20 protein-coding genes are annotated in these 15383 nt (G+C 58.6%); 13 read left to right on the top strand and 7 right to left on the bottom strand.

Annotated elements, in window-relative coordinates:
* The first annotated feature begins 40 nt into the window (after positions 1-40).
* Positions 41-691, top strand: a complete 651-nt coding sequence (locus SIB38_RS18060) for a winged helix-turn-helix transcriptional regulator (RefSeq protein WP_294116294.1) — start codon at positions 41-43, stop codon at positions 689-691.
* On the opposite strand, the gene SIB38_RS18055 is transcribed toward SIB38_RS18060, so the two are convergent.
* Both SIB38_RS18055 and SIB38_RS18050 read right to left on the bottom strand, forming a co-directional pair.
* Complete coding sequence (locus SIB38_RS18055) at positions 688-1305, bottom strand: TetR family transcriptional regulator C-terminal domain-containing protein (RefSeq protein WP_294116293.1); 618 nt, start codon at positions 1303-1305, stop codon at positions 688-690. The two genes, SIB38_RS18060 and SIB38_RS18055, sit on opposite strands and share 4 nt — an antisense overlap.
* Before the next feature lie 81 nt (positions 1306-1386).
* The gene (locus SIB38_RS18050) at positions 1387-2034 is read right to left on the bottom strand and encodes a TetR/AcrR family transcriptional regulator (protein WP_294116291.1); all 648 of its coding nucleotides are present in this window, start codon (positions 2032-2034) and stop codon (positions 1387-1389) included.
* Positions 2035-2189: 155 nt separating this feature from the next.
* Here SIB38_RS18050 and SIB38_RS18045 point away from each other — a divergent pair, with 155 nt between their 5' ends.
* The 3 genes from SIB38_RS18045 (at position 2190) to SIB38_RS18035 (ending at position 5531) form a co-directional block, all read left to right on the top strand.
* Positions 2190-3440, top strand: coding sequence for a Zn-dependent hydrolase (locus SIB38_RS18045; RefSeq protein WP_294116290.1), 1251 nt, complete (start codon positions 2190-2192; stop codon positions 3438-3440).
* A 256-nt stretch (positions 3441-3696) separates the two neighbouring features.
* Entirely contained in the window at positions 3697-5154 is a 1458-nt protein-coding gene (gene hydA / locus SIB38_RS18040) for a dihydropyrimidinase (RefSeq protein WP_412550764.1), read from the top strand.
* Positions 5154-5531: a hypothetical protein gene (locus SIB38_RS18035; protein WP_294116288.1), complete on the top strand. Its 378-nt coding sequence runs from the start codon at positions 5154-5156 to the stop codon at positions 5529-5531. Before hydA ends, SIB38_RS18035 begins: the two co-directional genes overlap by 1 nt.
* Before the next feature lie 164 nt (positions 5532-5695).
* On the opposite strand, the gene SIB38_RS18030 is transcribed toward SIB38_RS18035, so the two are convergent.
* Entirely contained in the window at positions 5696-6109 is a 414-nt protein-coding gene (locus tag SIB38_RS18030) for a cupin domain-containing protein (protein WP_294116287.1), read from the bottom strand.
* Positions 6110-6168: 59 nt separating this feature from the next.
* Between SIB38_RS18030 and SIB38_RS18025 the strand changes: the two genes are divergently transcribed.
* From SIB38_RS18025 to trxC, 7 genes are all read left to right on the top strand, one after another.
* Positions 6169-6945 carry an ABC transporter ATP-binding protein gene (locus SIB38_RS18025; protein WP_412550763.1) on the top strand — a complete coding sequence of 259 codons (777 nt, stop codon included), beginning with the start codon at positions 6169-6171 and terminating at the stop codon, positions 6943-6945.
* A complete protein-coding gene (locus SIB38_RS18020) occupies positions 6932-7369 on the top strand; it encodes an N-acetyltransferase family protein (RefSeq protein WP_412550762.1) in 438 nt (145 codons plus the stop codon). Before SIB38_RS18025 ends, SIB38_RS18020 begins: the two co-directional genes overlap by 14 nt.
* Positions 7366-8238, top strand: coding sequence for an ABC transporter permease (locus SIB38_RS18015; RefSeq protein ID WP_294116282.1), 873 nt, complete (start codon positions 7366-7368; stop codon positions 8236-8238). Before SIB38_RS18020 ends, SIB38_RS18015 begins: the two co-directional genes overlap by 4 nt.
* Positions 8238-9083, top strand: a complete 846-nt coding sequence (locus tag SIB38_RS18010) for an ABC transporter permease (protein ID WP_294116281.1) — start codon at positions 8238-8240, stop codon at positions 9081-9083. Before SIB38_RS18015 ends, SIB38_RS18010 begins: the two co-directional genes overlap by 1 nt.
* Positions 9080-9601, top strand: coding sequence for a DUF1993 family protein (locus SIB38_RS18005; RefSeq protein WP_412550761.1), 522 nt, complete (start codon positions 9080-9082; stop codon positions 9599-9601). Before SIB38_RS18010 ends, SIB38_RS18005 begins: the two co-directional genes overlap by 4 nt.
* Before the next feature lie 50 nt (positions 9602-9651).
* Positions 9652-10632 carry an ABC transporter substrate-binding protein gene (locus tag SIB38_RS18000; protein ID WP_294116544.1) on the top strand — a complete coding sequence of 327 codons (981 nt, stop codon included), beginning with the start codon at positions 9652-9654 and terminating at the stop codon, positions 10630-10632.
* A gap of 119 nt (positions 10633-10751) precedes the next feature.
* A complete protein-coding gene (gene trxC, locus SIB38_RS17995) occupies positions 10752-11183 on the top strand; it encodes a thioredoxin TrxC (protein ID WP_412550760.1) in 432 nt (143 codons plus the stop codon).
* Here trxC and SIB38_RS17990 read toward each other — a convergent pair.
* Positions 11167-12324 (bottom strand): geranylgeranyl reductase family protein, encoded by a 1158-nt coding sequence (locus tag SIB38_RS17990; protein WP_412550759.1) that lies wholly within the window; start codon positions 12322-12324, stop codon positions 11167-11169. The genes trxC and SIB38_RS17990 overlap by 17 nt on opposite strands.
* An 87-nt stretch (positions 12325-12411) precedes the next feature.
* Between SIB38_RS17990 and SIB38_RS17985 the strand changes: the two genes are divergently transcribed.
* Both SIB38_RS17985 and SIB38_RS17980 read left to right on the top strand, forming a co-directional pair.
* On the top strand, positions 12412-12819 hold the full coding sequence (locus SIB38_RS17985; RefSeq protein ID WP_294116276.1) for an acyl-CoA thioesterase: 408 nt from the start codon (positions 12412-12414) through the stop codon (positions 12817-12819).
* 145 nt (positions 12820-12964) lie between these two features.
* The gene (locus tag SIB38_RS17980; protein WP_412550758.1) at positions 12965-13330 is read left to right on the top strand and encodes a BrnA antitoxin family protein; all 366 of its coding nucleotides are present in this window, start codon (positions 12965-12967) and stop codon (positions 13328-13330) included.
* A gap of 63 nt (positions 13331-13393) precedes the next feature.
* Here SIB38_RS17980 and SIB38_RS17975 read toward each other — a convergent pair whose 3' ends face one another.
* The 3 genes from SIB38_RS17975 to SIB38_RS17965 all read right to left on the bottom strand — a co-directional run bounded on the left by SIB38_RS17975 (position 13394) and on the right by SIB38_RS17965 (position 15196).
* Positions 13394-13609: a hypothetical protein gene (locus SIB38_RS17975; RefSeq protein WP_294116274.1), complete on the bottom strand. Its 216-nt coding sequence runs from the start codon at positions 13607-13609 to the stop codon at positions 13394-13396.
* Between the two features lie 96 nt (positions 13610-13705).
* Entirely contained in the window at positions 13706-14092 is a 387-nt protein-coding gene (locus SIB38_RS17970) for a hypothetical protein (RefSeq protein WP_294116273.1), read from the bottom strand.
* A gap of 327 nt (positions 14093-14419) precedes the next feature.
* Positions 14420-15196 carry a hypothetical protein gene (locus tag SIB38_RS17965; protein WP_294116271.1) on the bottom strand — a complete coding sequence of 259 codons (777 nt, stop codon included), beginning with the start codon at positions 15194-15196 and terminating at the stop codon, positions 14420-14422.
* Positions 15197-15383: the final 187 nt, after the last annotated feature.

The raw sequence follows: 15383 nt of genomic DNA, 5'->3' as shown, positions 1-15383 counted from the left end.
TAACTTTAAAAAATAAAGTAACGCTTTCGTGAGGTCGAAGATGGCAAAGGCGCGGTCGTATAAATTGCTCTGTCCCATAGCACGGGCTTTGGATCGGATTGGGGACCGGTGGACGTTGCTGATCCTGCGGGATTTGCACGCGGGACCGATGCGGTTTGGTGAGCTACAGAAAGGCTTGCCGGGGATTGCGGCGAACTTGTTGACCGACCGGTTCAACAAACTGGTGGCGGATGGTCTGGTGTCAAAGGAGGAGACCTATGCGCTGACGCCTTTGGGGGCGCGGACGCTGGATGTTTTGTTCGAGTTGGCGGTGTTTGGCGCGGAATTTGAGCCTGAGGGCGAGGTGGTCAAACCGGGCAATTTGCGCACAGTAGTCACCACGTTGCTGGCGGCAGCGCGGCGGGCCGAGCTTGGCGACATCGCGCTGCGCGTTGGGCTGGTTGTGGATGGTGAGATGATGCAACTGGATGTGGCGGATGGGGCGGTGCGTGCCAGCTACGGTGCGCATGAGGCGCCGGATGTGGTTTTGACCGCTGGATATGAGGATTTGCTGGCCGTGTCAGAGGGTGACCTGCCGGTGGAGGCCTTCATTGGTGCACGGGCGGAACTGCAGGTGGTCACCCCCGGCGCGGAAGGTGCGTTTGCCCAGATGATGGGGGCCGTGATGGCGGTCTTGCACAGCGCGGATTAAGGCGTCAGCAGCTTGCGATACATCTGATCGAGGAAAGTGTCGGCGCCGTCGAGCGCGTCGGTGTCGCGGTCGCTGAGCACCTGCACCTGCGCGTCAAAATCGGCGTAATGCTGGGTTGTGGCCCAGATCGAGAACATCAGATGGCGCGGGTCCACATCGGCCAGTTTGCCTTGGGCGATCCATGCGCGAATGAGCGCGGTCTTCTTGTCGACCAGCGGTTTCAGGTCGCTTTCCAGATGCGGCTCCATACGCGGCGCGCCTTGCAGGATTTCATTGGCAAAGAGGCGGCTTTCGCGCGGGAATTCGCGGCTCATTTCCAATTTGCGGTGCACGTAGTCGAGGATTTCTTCAAGCGGTTCGCCGTCCGGATCCATGTGGTCCAGCGGGTCGAGCCAGGTTTCCATCAACTGGTTGAGCAGGGTGACATGGATGTCTTCCTTGCCGCCAAAATAATAGAGGATGTTGGGCTTGGAGAGACCAGCCTCTTCGGCGATCAGGTCCAGCGTGGCGCCGCGATAGCCGTGGCGGGAAAACACTTCGAGAGCGGCGTCCAGAATGCGCTTGCGGTTGCGCTGCTGAATGCGGCTGGGTTTGCGCGTCGATGCCTCGGCCATAGGTAACGTTCCGTATTTCTTTGCCTTTTAGGCTAATGCAGCCAAAGGCGTGGGTCTACAGGGATTTAGGATAGGAAAGCCTTACTCAACGGCACCAATCCCGCGCAGGATGATGGTTTTGATATTGGTTTTGGCCGCTTCCCACTGTTTGTCGTTGAGGGGGCTGCCACCGTTAAGGGTGTCGATCTGGTGGCCAAAGTCGGCGTAATGCTGGGTGGTGGCCCAAAGCATGTAGAGCAGGTGGCGCGGATCTATCGGCGCCATACGGCCCTCTGCGATCCAGCGTTCGATCACCTCGATTCGCCCGTTGGTCCAATCGGTGAGGGTGGTCTCCAGATAATCCTGAATCACCGGCGCGCCGTGCATAACCTCGCTGGCCCAGACTTTGGAGCCATCCGCATGGCGGCGGGAGATCTCCATTTTGGCGTCGATATAGGCGCCAATGCCTTCTTCGGGGCCGTCAGCCTGATCAAAGATATCGGCTGCCTGGAGCCAGATTTGGAAGATTTTTTGCACCACCTGCCGATAGAGCAACTCCTTGGTAGGAAAGTAGTAATGCAGGTTGGCCTTGGGCAGTCCGGCGACGTCGGCAATGAGCTGCATCGTGGCCCCGCCAAAGCCAGCCTCGGCGAAGACTTTTTCTGCTGCTGACAAAATGAGCGCCTCTGCCTCTTGGCGGCGCATTTTTTTGCTGGTCGCTTTGGGGGATGCCGCTGTGGTCTCTGCCATCAAAAATGCCCTGATAAAAAATCTTGACCGGTTGGTCAGGGTGTGCTCGTCTGAATTTGACCATACGGTCAGGAAGGCCGTGAGATCAAGAGCCCCACCAGCAAGGGCAGCCCAATTGGGCGCAAGCCCGGGCCAGATAATAGGGAGTAGATGCTATGGGTGCACCGGGTGAGAACCTTAAGGTGAACGCGGATCGGCTGTGGGACAGCCTGATGGAAATGGCCAAAATTGGCCCCGGTATCGCCGGTGGTAACAACCGCCAGACATTGACCGATGAAGATGCGGAAGGCCGCGCGCTGTTCCAGTCGTGGTGTGAGGCCGCGGGCATGACCATGGGCGTGGACACGATGGGCAATATGTTTGCCACCCGCCCAGGTGAGGACCCCGACGCGCTGCCGGTCTATATGGGCAGCCATCTCGACACGCAGCCAACCGGCGGCAAGTATGACGGCGTGCTGGGTGTGCTTGGCGGGCTGGAAGTTGTGCGCTCGATGAATGATCTGGGCATCAAGACCAAACACCCGATTGTGGTCACCAACTGGACCAACGAAGAGGGCACGCGCTATGCGCCAGCGATGCTGGCATCCGGTGTGTTCACCGGGCGGCACACGCAGGATTGGGCCTATGATCGCGTCGATGCTGAGGGCAAGAAGTTTGGGGATGAGCTGAAGCGGATTGGCTGGGTTGGCGACGAAGAGGTTGGCGCCCGCAAGATGCACGCGATGTTTGAGCTGCACATCGAGCAGGGGCCTATTCTGGAAGCGGAAGGCAAGGACATCGGGGTTGTGACCCATGGTCAGGGCCTGCGCTGGATTGAGTGTACCGTGACGGGTAAAGAAAGCCATACGGGTTCCACACCGATGCGGATGCGCAAGAACGCTGGGCGCGGCTTGGCGCGGATCACCGAGCTGGTGCATGAAATTGCGATGAAGCATCAGCCCAATGCGGTAGGCGCGATTGGGCATGTGGATGTCTATCCAAACTCGCGCAACATCATTCCGGGCAAGGTGGTCTTCACCATCGATTTCCGCAGCCACCTGCAAGAGGTGATTGACGCGATGTTGGCGGAGTTTGCTGAGAAGGCGCCGCAGCTTTGTGAAGAGATCGAAGTGGGTCTGGACTGGGAGATTGTCGGCCAGTTTGATCCGCCCGCCTTTGACGAGACCTGCGTGGGCGCGGTGCGCGAAGCGGCGGAGCGTCTGGGCTATAGCCACATGGATATTGTCTCCGGCGCGGGGCATGATGCCTGCTGGATCAATGATGTGGCGCCGACCGCGATGATCATGTGTCCTTGTGTGGACGGGCTGAGCCACAATGAGGCGGAAGAGATTTCCAAAGAGTGGGCGAGCGCAGGCACGGATGTGATGTTGCACGCGGTGCTCGAGACAGCGGAAGTTGTGGAGTAAGCCAGTGGTCCGCGTCATCGTTGTTAGCTTGGGAGTTGCTGTTGGAGCAATCATCGGCTGGCTTATCGTTGAGCAAAGCGGGCCTTTGGCGCCTTATGCTGGGCCCATCTACTTCGCCCCGGTCTTAATAGGGGCCGCTCTCGGGGGATGGCTTGCTCGGCTGATCTGGAGAAGGTTGCTTTAGTTTCAGTGCTCGGCAGCATCAAAGACCGAAAATTCGGATAGTGCGCGCAGGCGCAAGCAGGGAGAAAACGATATGGCGACAAAAGTCATTAAGAACGGCACCGTGGTGACGGCGGATTTGTCTTATGAGGCGGATGTGCTGATTGAGAACGGGCAGATCATTGAGATTGGCAAAGGCCTCAAAGGCGACGAGACGCTGGATGCGACCGGCTGTTACGTGATGCCGGGCGGGATTGACCCACACGTGCACCTTGAGATGCCGTTTATGGGCACCTATTCAAGCGATGATTTTGAAAGCGGCACGCGGGCTGGTCTTGCGGGCGGCACCACGATGGTGGTGGATTTCTGTCTGCCGAACCAGGGCGAGAGCCTGTTGGACGCGATCAAGCGGTGGGACAACAAATCGACCCGCGCGAACTGTGACTACTCCTTCCACATGGCGGTGACCTGGTGGGGCGAGCAGGTTTTCAACGATATGAAAACCGTGATCGAGCAGCGCGGCATCAACACGTTTAAGCACTTCCTCGCCTATAAAGGCGCGTTGATGGTGAATGACGACGAGCTGTTTGCCTCGTTCAACCGTCTGGCAGAGCTGGGCGGGATTGCTATGGTGCATGCCGAGAACGGCGATGTGGTGGCGGAAATGACCGCGAAGCTGCTGGCCGAGGGCAACACCGGGCCGGAGGCGCATGCCTATTCTCGTCCGTCGCAGGTTGAAGGGGAAGCCACCAACCGGGCGATCATGATTGCCGATATGGCGGGCGTACCACTTTACGTGGTGCACACCTCCTGTGAAGAGGCGCATGAGGCCATTCGCCGGGCGCGCATGCAGGGCAAACGCGTCTGGGGTGAGCCGCTGATCCAGCACCTGACGCTGGATGAGAGCGAGTATTTCAACCCGGATTGGGACCATGCTGCGCGCCGTGTGATGTCGCCGCCGTTCCGAAATCAGAAGCATCAGGACAGCCTGTGGGCCGGTCTGCAATCTGGCTCGCTGAGTGTGGTGGCCACCGATCACTGTGCCTTTACCACGGAGCAGAAACGCTTTGGTCTTAAAGACTTCAGTCAAATTCCGAATGGGACCGGCGGGCTTGAGGATCGGATGCCGATGCTCTGGACCCATGGGGTGAACACCGGCCGGTTGACGATGAATGAGTTTGTGGCTGTGACCTCGACCAACATTGCCAAAATCTTGAACTGCTACCCGAAGAAGGGTGCCGTTTTGGTGGGCGCGGATGCAGACCTTGTGGTGTGGGATCCGGAGAAGTCTAAGACCATCACGGCAGGCAGCCAGCAGTCCTCGATTGATTACAACGTCTTTGAAGGTCATGAGGTCAAAGGTCTGCCACGCTTTACGCTGACCCGTGGTCAGGTGGCGGTGCATGACGGTGAAATTCGCACGCAGGAAGGCCACGGCCAGTTTGTGGCGCGCGAGGCCAACACCACGGTGAACAAGGCGCTGTCCACCTGGAAAGAGCTGACCTCGCCGCAGCCTGTACAGCGGTCCGGTATTCCGGCGACGGGGGTGTGATGCTAGGCGTGATGCTCATAGCTTTGATCGGTTTTTCAGCGGTTACTGTTGCTCTTATCTGGGGCATCATGTGGGCCGCTGACCGATGGTTGCATCTCTATGCAGCTATGGGTGTGGGCATTGCTGCCATTTTGTATCTTGTTCAAAACATTGCCCGTGGCATCGCCTATTGCAATGAAGACCCGGTCTATGTACCGCCTTCGCCGAGCGAGGGTGGCGAAGGCCAGATCATCGCCAATTGCGACAGTGCAGGCGGCATAGTGGATCGGGTTTATCTATATATGGTTGGCCCTGCAGCGGTACTTTGCCTTGGGGTGATCATGGTACGTATCTGGCGTCGCAGCCGGGCCTTGTCTGCTGCTGAGGTCACGTCATGAGGACGCTGGGGCTTCACATACTCGAAGAAAAAAGTGGCCTCGTGATGCAGGTTGTTGAAGACATGGCCCGGCCTTTGGCCGGGCAGCCCCCGACCGCTCCCATGGGCGGGGGCTTTGCCCCCACCCGCGGACGAGGGCTGTACTCAAGAATTGAGCGTGGCGCTTCAGGTTGGTACCAAATCTTCAAGTTCGGGCAGGAGGCGCACGCTTTCTTGTTCGTGCGGGTCGGTGCGGGCGATCACAGCAACCGCCTCAACCTCGCCGGTGTTGATCGGCAAATGCGGCACGCCGGCGGGGATGTAGACCAGATCACCCGGATCGGTGCACATAAAGTGCTCCAGCTGTTCGCCCCAATACATCACGGCATTGCCTTCGAGCACGTAAATCGCGGTTTCATGGCTTTCGTGCAGATGGGCTTTGGCGCGGCCGCCGGGCGGGATGCGCAGGAGGTGCATACAAATGCCCTGCGCTCCGGTGGTTTCGCGCGCAATGCCTTGAAAATAACTAAACCCTTGTTTGCCGTCATAAGTCTCGCCAAGGCGCAGCTTTTGACAGGTGGTGGGCATGGGGGTCGACATGGGGGCTCCTTCCCGCAGTGGACAAAAACAATAAGACTATCAGAGAAGTGGAGAGCGGTGTGTCAAGCGTGATCGGCGCCAAGAACCTGAGCCTGACGTTTCAGACCAACGATGGGCCGGTGCATGCGCTCAAGGACATCAACCTTGAGATCAACAAAGGGGATTTTGTCTCCTTCATCGGGCCGTCGGGCTGTGGCAAGACCACATTCCTGCGCTGTATGGCCGATCTGGAACAGCCCACAGCGGGGGAGATCACCGTCAATGGGGTGAGCCCGGCAGAGGCGCGTAAGGCGCGGGCTTATGGCTATGTGTTCCAGCATGCGGGGCTGTACCCGTGGCGCACCATAGGTGGCAACATTCGCCTGCCGTTGGAGATCATGGGCGTTGATAAAGCCGAGCAGGACAAGTCCGTGAAGGAAGTGCTGGAGCTGGTGCATCTGGAAGGGTTTGAGAATAAGTATCCCTGGCAGTTGTCTGGCGGGATGCAGCAGAGGGCGTCGATTGCGCGGGCGTTGGCGTTTCAGGCCGACATTCTGTTGATGGATGAGCCGTTTGGTGCGCTGGATGAGATTGTGCGCGATCACCTCAATGAGCAGCTTTTGGAGCTGTGGGCGCGGACCAATAAGACCATTGGCTTTGTGACACACTCGATCCCGGAAGCGGTGTATTTGAGCACAAAGATTGTGGTGATGAGCCCCCGTCCGGGGCGCATACATGATGTGATTGAAAGCACATTGCCCAAAGAGCGGCCGCTGGACATTCGCGACAGCCCTGAGTTCATCGAAATTGCACATCGCGTGCGGGATGGTCTGCGTGCGGGGCATGGCGATGACTGAGGTTGCCGTGAGACTGGCGGTGGAGGCGGATGTGCCTGCAATGGCGCAGATCGTCTGTGACTGGGAGGCGGCCACGGATTGGATGGAGTCGCCTTATGGTCCCGAAGAGATTGCTGGGTTTATTCGCGAGGCGATGCCGGAGCGTGAGATTTGGGTCGCGGGTGAGCCGATTGAGGGCTACCTGTCGTTTGATCCGAGCGTGTCGCGTGTTGGTGGCCTGTACTGCAAGACCACGGGCGCTGGTGTGGGCAAGGCGTTGATGGATAAAGCGAAAGCAGGGCGTGACTTTGTCTGGCTGACGACGCATGAACCAAATGAGCGGGCGCAGAAGTTCTACAAACGTGAAGGGTTTGAAGAGGTTAGTCGTCATGACGCGGAGCCACCAAACACGGTGCGTGAAGTGCGGATGGAGTGGCGGGCATGAGGAATATCGGACCGATCCTGACCGTTGTCGCTGCGATCTTTGTGCTGTGGTATGCGGGGGCCGTCGCGCTCAATGCGCCTTGGGCCTATGACAAAGCCAAACGCGCCAATGTGGAGATCACCTTCTCTGAGATGGTGGCCGACACGATGCAGCAAAAGAAACCCAAGCTTCCGGCACCGCATCAGGTGGGCAAGGAAATTTGGAAAACCACCGGCGAGATGGTCGCCAAAGGTCGCGCATTTTCCAAGCGCAGCCTGATTTATCACAGCTGGATCACGCTCTCCGCGACCCTTTTGGGCTTTGCGCTGGGCACGGGGTTGGGCGTCGCTCTGTCGGTGGGGATTGTTTACAACCGCACCATGGACATGAGCGTCATGCCCTGGGTGATTGCCAGTCAGACCATTCCGATCCTGGCGATTGCGCCGATGATTATTGTGGTTTTAAACGCGATTGGCATTTCCGGCCTGCTGCCCAAAGCGGTGATTTCCATGTATCTCAGCTTCTTCCCGGTGGTTGTCGGCATGGTGAAAGGCCTGCGCAGCCCGGATCATATGATGGTCGATCAGATGAAGACCTGGAGCGCTACCAAAGGCCAGGAGTTCTGGAAACTACGTTTGCCAAGCTCGATGCCGTTCCTGTTCCCCTCGTTGAAGGTGGCCATGGCGGCCTCGCTGGTGGGGGCCATTGTGGGGGAATTGCCGACGGGGGCTGTGGCCGGATTGGGCGCGCGGTTGCTGGCAGGCAGTTACTATGGACAGACGATCCAGATCTGGAGCGCGTTGATCACGGCAGCGGCCCTTGCGGCGGCACTGGTGGCGATCATTGGCGTGATCCAGAAAGTGGTTCTCAAACGGATGGGGATGGCGTGATGGGTTGGATTGTTTTTGGACTAGTTGCGTGGCTGGTGGGCTGGCGGGTGAATTCTTACCTGTCCCATCGTCCGCGGACGCAGTTTAGCGCGTTGGCGGTGCCAGTGATATTTGGTCTGACCATTGTGGTGCTTTGGGAATGCGCGGTGCGCGGGTTTGAGATCAACCCGGTGCTTCTGCCTGCGCCCACGGCGATTGCGCTGAAGTTTGCCACGTCGATCCCGATCCTGTGGGAAGACTTTGTGCAGACGGTGATCAAAGGCGCGATGTCTGGGTACATTCTGGGCTGTGGTGCAGCTTTCCTGACCGCGCTGGTGATTGACCGTTTCCCGTTTTTGCAACGGGGCTTGCTGCCGGTGGGCAACTTTGTCGCCGCGCTGCCGATCATTGGCATGGCACCGATCATGGTGATGTGGTTTGGCTTTGACTGGCAATCCAAGGCCGCCGTGGTTGTGGTCATGGTGTTCTTCCCGATGTTGGTGAACACGGTGGAAGGCCTGCAAGCGACGGATCATATGCAGCGGGATCTGATGCGGACCTATGCGTCCAGCTATGGTCAGACGTTGATGAAACTGCGGCTGCCTGCGGCGATGCCGTTTATCTTCAATGGATTGAAAATCTCCACCACGCTGGCCTTGATCGGGGCGATCGTTGCTGAATTTTTTGGCAGTCCGATCAAAGGCATGGGCTTCCGGATCTCGACAGAGGTTGGTCGGCTTGCGCTGGATATGGTTTGGGCGGAGATTGTGGTCGCAGCCTTGGCAGGCTCGCTGTTTTACGGCGGTGTGGCCTTGCTTGAGAAGTCTGTGACCTTCTGGCATCCCTCACAGAGGAAATCGCGATGAGCGACACGTCTTTCCACTCTTACGTGCGTGTGTTTGAGCACTATCTGGAGCGCATCGCGCACCTGATGGCACAGGCCACGCCGGAAGCGTTGGAAGGGCGGTTGACGCCGGAGAGTTTCACGGCGCTGGAGAACTTTGCGATTGCGCAGGGCTATGTGTTGCGCAGTCTGTTTCCGCTTTTGGGACGGGAGGTGCCGGAGTTGGCAGAGGCCAGTTCGGTGGCGGATGTAAACTTGCGCGGGGCGTTTGTACGGGCGCAGATTGCGGCCCTGACGCCCGCGGATTTTGCGGGGGCGGAGACCCGCGCAGTGACCCATGTGGCCGGCGAAGCCACGCTTACCCAGCCGGCTTGCGACTTCATCACCCTTTACGGGATGCCAAATTTCTTTTTTCATCTGAACATGGGCTACGCGATCCTGCGGGCGCAGGGCGTGGCTATTGGCAAAGGTGATTTTGACGATTTTCATAGCTACCCCAAGGGGTTCAGCTTTGTAACAAACGCCGCAGAGACGGTGTGACAACTATAAAATAGCTAAAACCAACAAGGAGATAAGCCAAAATGAAAACGATGATGAAAGCTCTGACAGCAGCGGCGCTGGGCGTGGCTGCCAGCGTGGCGCAGGCCGCAGATGACGTAACCTTGCAGCTCAAATGGGTCACGCAGGCCCAGTTTGCGGGCTACTATGTGGCGCAGGACAAAGGCTTTTATGCCGAAGAAGACCTGAACGTGACCATCAAGCCGGGTGGCCCGGATATTGCCCCGGCGCAGGTGATTGCCGGTGGTGGTGCCGATGTGGTGCTGGACTGGATGCCATCTGCTTTGGCGTCCCGCGAAAAGGGTCTCGCGCTGGTGAACATTGCGCAGCCGTTCAAATCCTCCGGCATGATGCTGACCTGCCGCAAGGACGCCGGCGTGACCTCGCCGGAAGATTTCGCCGGCAAGACGCTGGGCGTTTGGTTCTTTGGCAACGAGTATCCGTTCCTGAGCTGGATGAGCAAGCTGGGCCTGGCAACAGACGGCTCTGACGGTGGTGTGACGGTTCTGAAGCAGGGCTTCAACGTGGACCCGATCCTTCAGGGGCAGGCGGCTTGTGTGTCGACCATGACCTATAACGAATACTGGCAGATCATTGATGCGGGTCTGAGCCCAGATGACCTGGTGGTGTTCAAATATGAAGATCAGGGCGTAGCGACGCTGGAAGACGGCATGTACGTCATGGAAGAGAAGCTGGCCGATCCGGCATTTGAGGACAAGATGGTGCGCTTTGTGCGTGCGTCCATGAAAGGCTGGAAGTGGGCGGAAGAGAACCCGGAAGAGGCGGCGCTGATCGTGCTGGACAACGATGCCTCCGGTGCACAGACCGAAGAGCATCAGGTGCGCATGATGAGCGAGATTGCCAAGCTGACCGCAGGCAGCAACGGCGCGCTCGATGTGGCGGATTATGAGCGTACTGTGGACAGCCTGATGTCTGGTGGTTCTGACCCTGTGATCACCAAGAAGCCGGAAGGCGCGTGGACCCACGCGATCACCGACAAAGCGCTGAACTAAGATCTGTTTCAGGCGTGCGGAAAGGCCGGGTTTTGCCCGGCCTTTTCTTTGGTGGCAGGGTTCCAATTTTGTAGCGCGCCACATATGTGGATTGCGGCATGTGACGGCGGAGACTTTTTATGAGCGGTAAGAAGCTGACCTGTTTTGACTGTGGCCAGGTGAACCGTGTGCCATATGACAAGTTGGGTGCCGGGCCGAAGTGCGGCACCTGCGGCAAAGGGCTGATGAGTGGCAAGGTGGCGGAGGTTGATCTCGCAACCTTTGAGAAGGCTGTACGCACGGATGATGTGCCATTGGTGGTGGATTTCTGGGCGCCGTGGAGTGGGCCGTGCCGGCAGATGGCGCCGCAGTATCAGGCGGCGGCACAGGAGGTCAAAGGCGCGGTGCGCTTGGTGAAGCTCAACACCGAAGCGTATAAAAATGCGGGGGCCAAGTATCGCATCCGGGGTATTCCAACCATGGCCCCGTTTACCAACGGAAAAGAGCGCGCACGGCAGTCCGGCGCGATGCCCAAAGCCGCAATTGTGAAGTGGGTCAAGGCGTCCGTCTGAGGGCGTTGAGCAGGTAGCGCGGCAGGCGGGCCAGCACGCGGCGGGCCAGTTCCGGATATTCCACTTCGCCCGCCAGAAGCCGCATGTACATCATGCGCACAGTGCCGGAGCGGCGGAAGGTGCCGATGAAGGCTTTCTGCCAGCGGGGTGCAAAGATGATGCGGCGCAGGTTGCGGGCGATGCGCAGGTTGCGGTGCATGTCTTTGAGCTCGGTTTTATACAGATTGATGGCGGTGTGGGGCGCGTTGGCTTTGAACGCGTCACAGGCGGCCTGCGCGGCGAGCTGGCCGCTTTTCATCGCAAAGGCAATGCCTTCTCCGGTGATCGGATCCACCAGCCCAGCGGCGTCGCCCGCCAGCAGGATATGGGCGCGCCCCGGGGTGGGGCGGAAGTCGCCAAATGGCAGGTGGTGGCCTTTGATTTTCACGGCTTCAGAGGGCAGGCCCAACGTGCGCATGTAGCGCTGCATGTGGTCTTTCATGTCCGGGTTTGGTGCCCGCAGACCACCGACGCCCACCGTGGTGGAGCCTTGTTTGGGGAAGGACCAGCCATAGCCCCAGGTGGCGGCGGCAAAGTCGATGCGCAAAGGCTGCTCCGCTGGGTCCTGCGCCGACAAAGGCGCCTCGATTTCGAGACCAAAGCCGATGGTTTTGGTGTCAAAGGATTTGCCAAATAGCTGCCTGGCGACAATTGAGTTTACGCCATCCGCACCGATGATCACAGCGGCGGTCAGTGTGGTGCCGTCGCGCAATTTCACCGCGGTTTCAGTGAGTTCCGCGATGGCCTGTCCGGTGAAATCCTCGACGCCTGCGTCCAGCGCATGGGCAAACATCGCTGCATCGAGATCCAGTCGCATGGTCAGATGCAAGGGCGGGATGTCAGAGAGCACGGCCAGCTCGCGCCCGTCATGCCAGAAGGCAATTTCCTCGCGCGTGACAGCGTGGGCGAGGTTAACATCCTGGCCAAAAATCTCGTGGTAATAGGTTCGGCTGCGCTCGGTAAACAGCCCGCCGCAGAGTTTGTTGCGCGGGAAGGTCGCCTTGTCGATCAGAGCCACAGAACGGCCCTGTTTTGCCGCCCAGGTGGCCGCAGAGCTGCCGGCGGGGCCTGCGCCAATTACAATGATGTCAAACTGGGTCATGCGCGTGTCCTTCTGGGGCGGGTTTCTACCAGCTTTTCGCGGCGGCGCCAGAGGGTTAGGGTGGGGGAAGCCAAGAAAGGAAGCGCCATGAGTGACGAGACACAACCAGACGGAGAAGCAACCCTGCGGGTGCTGGCGATGCCGTCAGATGTGAACATCAATGGCGACATCTTTGGCGGCTGGGTGTTGAGCCAGATGGACATTGCCAGCGGCATTGTCGCCGCCCAACGGGCCAAGGGACGGGTGACCACGGTGGCGGTGGATGCGATGCAGTTTATTCGGCCTGTGCAAGTGGGCGATGTGCTTTGCGTCTGGGCCTGGGTGGAACGCGTGGGGCGCAGCTCTATGGGCGTGAAAATCGAGGCCTGGGCGGTGCGGCATCGGCGGGGTGTTTCGGAGAAGGTGACAGAGGCGGTGTTCACCTATGTGGCGATTGATGAAGATGGCAAACCGCGGCCTGTGCCCGAAGAAGATGCGGCCTGGCCGCCACGCTAATTAGGGCGGATTTGCACGTCGGTATTGCGTCTGTATCGCGGCTGTTTTGCGGAGGTGCATTTTTTGGCCTCCGCAACGGCGGCGGGCGGTGGGGTTTTGCGGCTTTAACCTCTGATGGGCAGGGTCTGTTCTGAGGAGGCGCAGGATGTCTGAGGATCAGAGCGAAGAGTTGCCGCTGTTTCAGCGGGCCAGCAAAGGCACAAAGGCGCAGCGCATGGCGCGGGAGGCGTTGGGGCGCAACCTGTTAGTGTTGACGTCAGAGACCTGGGTGACGGAGGCCTTGCGGGAGGCGGTACCGGAGGCGTGGCACACGCTGGAGCAGGATTTGGATGTGGCTGAGCCGAAGGAGAAGGTGACACTGTATCTGGATCGTTCGGTGGCGAAGTTTTACCGCGCCATGGGGCAGGGCTATCAGGCGCGCATCAATCGGTTGCTCGCGACCTGGGCGCAGATGAAGATTGCCGAGGAGGTGCAACTGGACGCGCATCTGGCGGCGCGGTTGCGGGATTAGGGGCCTTGCCCCCGTCCCTGCGGGGCAGGGCCTCCCCCAGGATATTTTCAGACTGTGAAGGGTTTAGGCTTTGTAGAGGCCAAACTCGTCTTGCTCGGCAAAGCGGCCGCGCAGGGCGGTGAGCGTGAGGCCAATGAGGCCAGCGCTGAGCGGGAAGCCGAGGGAGAAGCTCAGGTAAGTGGTGAGGGCGGTCCAGACCGAGGCGTCCTGAAACATCATCTGAATGCCACCAAGCAGGATGCCTGCGATGCTGCCAGCAAAGATGAGGATGAGGGCCATGTCTGCGTCTCCGGTTGATGTCGTTAACCATTACTAGGGTGAAATGGGGCGCAAATGTGGCACGGTTGGGGCTTTGCTGTGGGCGGTGGCTAAAACTTATCTGGGTTTGTCGGGGCGTCGGGTTTTGAAGAGGGCTGAGACGATGGCCGTGAAGGTCGCGCCAAGGGTGGCTCCTGTGGCGATCCAGCCGAAATACCAGAGCTTGCCGGCAAGCGCGTCCTCGGCATAGGAGGCGGCGAATTGGGTTTGGCCGTATTTGGCGGTGGCGAATGCTAGGGCTGTGGTGATGGTCAAGGTGACGGTGAGCGAGATCGGGCGCAGTTTGAGGCCCGCGAGGGTGGCGAGGATCAGGCCGATGGGCGCGCCGACGAGCAGGGTTTTTTGGCTCCACCATGGGTGCGCACCGAGGGGGCGGGCGATGTCCAGCGCGATGAGCGCGGCCATGACGAGCGCGGCGATGAGGGCGGGGAGCAGATGACGCATGGGGGGATCCTCGTGAGTGGTGGTGTACTGAGGATGGGGGCGCGGTGTGGTGGTTTTAAGAGGTGTTACAGTGGGATGGCGGGGGTGTGATGATTGGTGTAGGAGGGCTGGGCGTCGAACGACCTCGGGTGGGCGAGGGTTGGTGCATGGCTTGGGGCGCTGTGTGCCAAAACTTCTGGCGGTGGTTTGTGGTGCAACGGGTGCAAGATCGCCCTCCCGTGGGGGAGGTCACCTCTCGGGATCTTGGTGCGCACGACCCTGTCGGTCAGTGGGGCAATGCCCAGCGGCTTGCGAAGCAAGCCTTTCAGCCCAATAGCCTGCGTGCGCTTAAGAAATTAGTTTTTTGTAGCCACTCCACGCAGCCGCCGACAAACGGCCCTCAAACTTATACCTCTCAATAAACTCTTCGAGCGATTTTTGGTCTTGGTGTTCGTGCTTTGCCTTACACGCAAACCAAGCAATGCAGTAAGCAATTTCGTCTTCAATCAAAGATTCAAAAAATGCGGAAAGGTGGACCAACTCGTCTTCCGGACAAGTGCGTCGTATAAGATTATCTATGTGAAGAAGCATATTAGCGAGTATGAAGCATTTGGTTACGTAGGCCGCCGCATTTACGCTATTCTGATTAAAGGGGTCTTCGTCATTGGCTGCCATCTCAAGCAGGCGCTTGGCAAACAGCGCTGCGTTAAAATACGGTGAGGACTCTTCCCGGTTGTTGACGACTGGTTTTATGTCCAGTCTTGCTTTCTCGCTAAGCGCTGAGGTCAAAAACGAGCCAAAAGTTTGTTCAAAAATTTGCTTTTCAAGCGCTTTCTTTTGAAGTTCCGTAAGTTCTTCCTGCCCTTTTAGAAGTTCTCTTGTATCGTTGCGTTCTTCTTTCACCTGCTCAAGCTCTTCGCGTTGCAGAGTGACTGCCAACACAAGCATCAACAAGGCGGTCCCAGAAAACAGAGCGTTCGCAGCGCCGAAGGTGTCGCCAAATGTGCCCCCCGTTTGATCGGAAGAGATGGCATAAATGAAATTTAAGACATACGCGGTTGGGACGAACCATATTGCGTGCTTGAGCCAGAATTTCAGCGATTTGAAGCGATTCAGTGATGTCATGACCTGAAACATAACTACGGGCGTTATCGCCTTCAAGTTGTGGTGTTCGAAAGCTTGGATGTTTTGCCAATCGCGTCCGAACCGAGGGTGGGTGCGAACGCGCCCGCCCGTGGGGGCGGGTCGGACGCGTAAGCCCGCTTTGCGGGCTTTGGGGTGGCAGTTTTGGATGTTGTAGAAAAAAGAACAC

This window comes from Shimia sp. MIT910701 (assembly GCF_047126315.1).
In the GTDB taxonomy this organism is placed as follows: domain Bacteria; phylum Pseudomonadota; class Alphaproteobacteria; order Rhodobacterales; family Rhodobacteraceae; genus Shimia.
Note: the sequence above shows the minus strand (reverse complement) of the source record. Positions and strands in the feature narration are given on the sequence as shown.

Excerpts from the sequence above, each read along its gene's own strand:
- SIB38_RS18010 (WP_294116281.1), top strand. The coding sequence starts at position 8,238 with ATGGGTTGGATTGTTTTTGGACTAGTTGCGTGGCTGGTGGGCTGGCGG.
- SIB38_RS17985 (WP_294116276.1), top strand. The coding sequence starts at position 12,412 with ATGAGTGACGAGACACAACCAGACGGAGAAGCAACCCTGCGGGTGCTG.
- SIB38_RS18060 (WP_294116294.1), top strand. The coding sequence starts at position 41 with ATGGCAAAGGCGCGGTCGTATAAATTGCTCTGTCCCATAGCACGGGCT.
- SIB38_RS18005 (WP_412550761.1), top strand. The coding sequence starts at position 9,080 with ATGAGCGACACGTCTTTCCACTCTTACGTGCGTGTGTTTGAGCACTAT.
- SIB38_RS17975 (WP_294116274.1), bottom strand. The coding sequence starts at position 13,609 with ATGGCCCTCATCCTCATCTTTGCTGGCAGCATCGCAGGCATCCTGCTT.
- trxC (WP_412550760.1), top strand. The coding sequence starts at position 10,752 with ATGAGCGGTAAGAAGCTGACCTGTTTTGACTGTGGCCAGGTGAACCGT.
- SIB38_RS18050 (WP_294116291.1), bottom strand. The coding sequence starts at position 2,034 with ATGGCAGAGACCACAGCGGCATCCCCCAAAGCGACCAGCAAAAAAATG.
- SIB38_RS17965 (WP_294116271.1), bottom strand. The coding sequence starts at position 15,196 with ATGACATCACTGAATCGCTTCAAATCGCTGAAATTCTGGCTCAAGCAC.
- SIB38_RS18055 (WP_294116293.1), bottom strand. The coding sequence starts at position 1,305 with ATGGCCGAGGCATCGACGCGCAAACCCAGCCGCATTCAGCAGCGCAAC.
- SIB38_RS18020 (WP_412550762.1), top strand. The coding sequence starts at position 6,932 with ATGGCGATGACTGAGGTTGCCGTGAGACTGGCGGTGGAGGCGGATGTG.
- SIB38_RS18000 (WP_294116544.1), top strand. The coding sequence starts at position 9,652 with ATGATGAAAGCTCTGACAGCAGCGGCGCTGGGCGTGGCTGCCAGCGTG.
- SIB38_RS18045 (WP_294116290.1), top strand. The coding sequence starts at position 2,190 with ATGGGTGCACCGGGTGAGAACCTTAAGGTGAACGCGGATCGGCTGTGG.
- SIB38_RS17990 (WP_412550759.1), bottom strand. The coding sequence starts at position 12,324 with ATGACCCAGTTTGACATCATTGTAATTGGCGCAGGCCCCGCCGGCAGC.
- hydA (WP_412550764.1), top strand. The coding sequence starts at position 3,697 with ATGGCGACAAAAGTCATTAAGAACGGCACCGTGGTGACGGCGGATTTG.
- SIB38_RS17980 (WP_412550758.1), top strand. The coding sequence starts at position 12,965 with ATGTCTGAGGATCAGAGCGAAGAGTTGCCGCTGTTTCAGCGGGCCAGC.
- SIB38_RS17970 (WP_294116273.1), bottom strand. The coding sequence starts at position 14,092 with ATGCGTCATCTGCTCCCCGCCCTCATCGCCGCGCTCGTCATGGCCGCG.
- SIB38_RS18015 (WP_294116282.1), top strand. The coding sequence starts at position 7,366 with ATGAGGAATATCGGACCGATCCTGACCGTTGTCGCTGCGATCTTTGTG.
- SIB38_RS18035 (WP_294116288.1), top strand. The coding sequence starts at position 5,154 with ATGCTAGGCGTGATGCTCATAGCTTTGATCGGTTTTTCAGCGGTTACT.
- SIB38_RS18030 (WP_294116287.1), bottom strand. The coding sequence starts at position 6,109 with ATGTCGACCCCCATGCCCACCACCTGTCAAAAGCTGCGCCTTGGCGAG.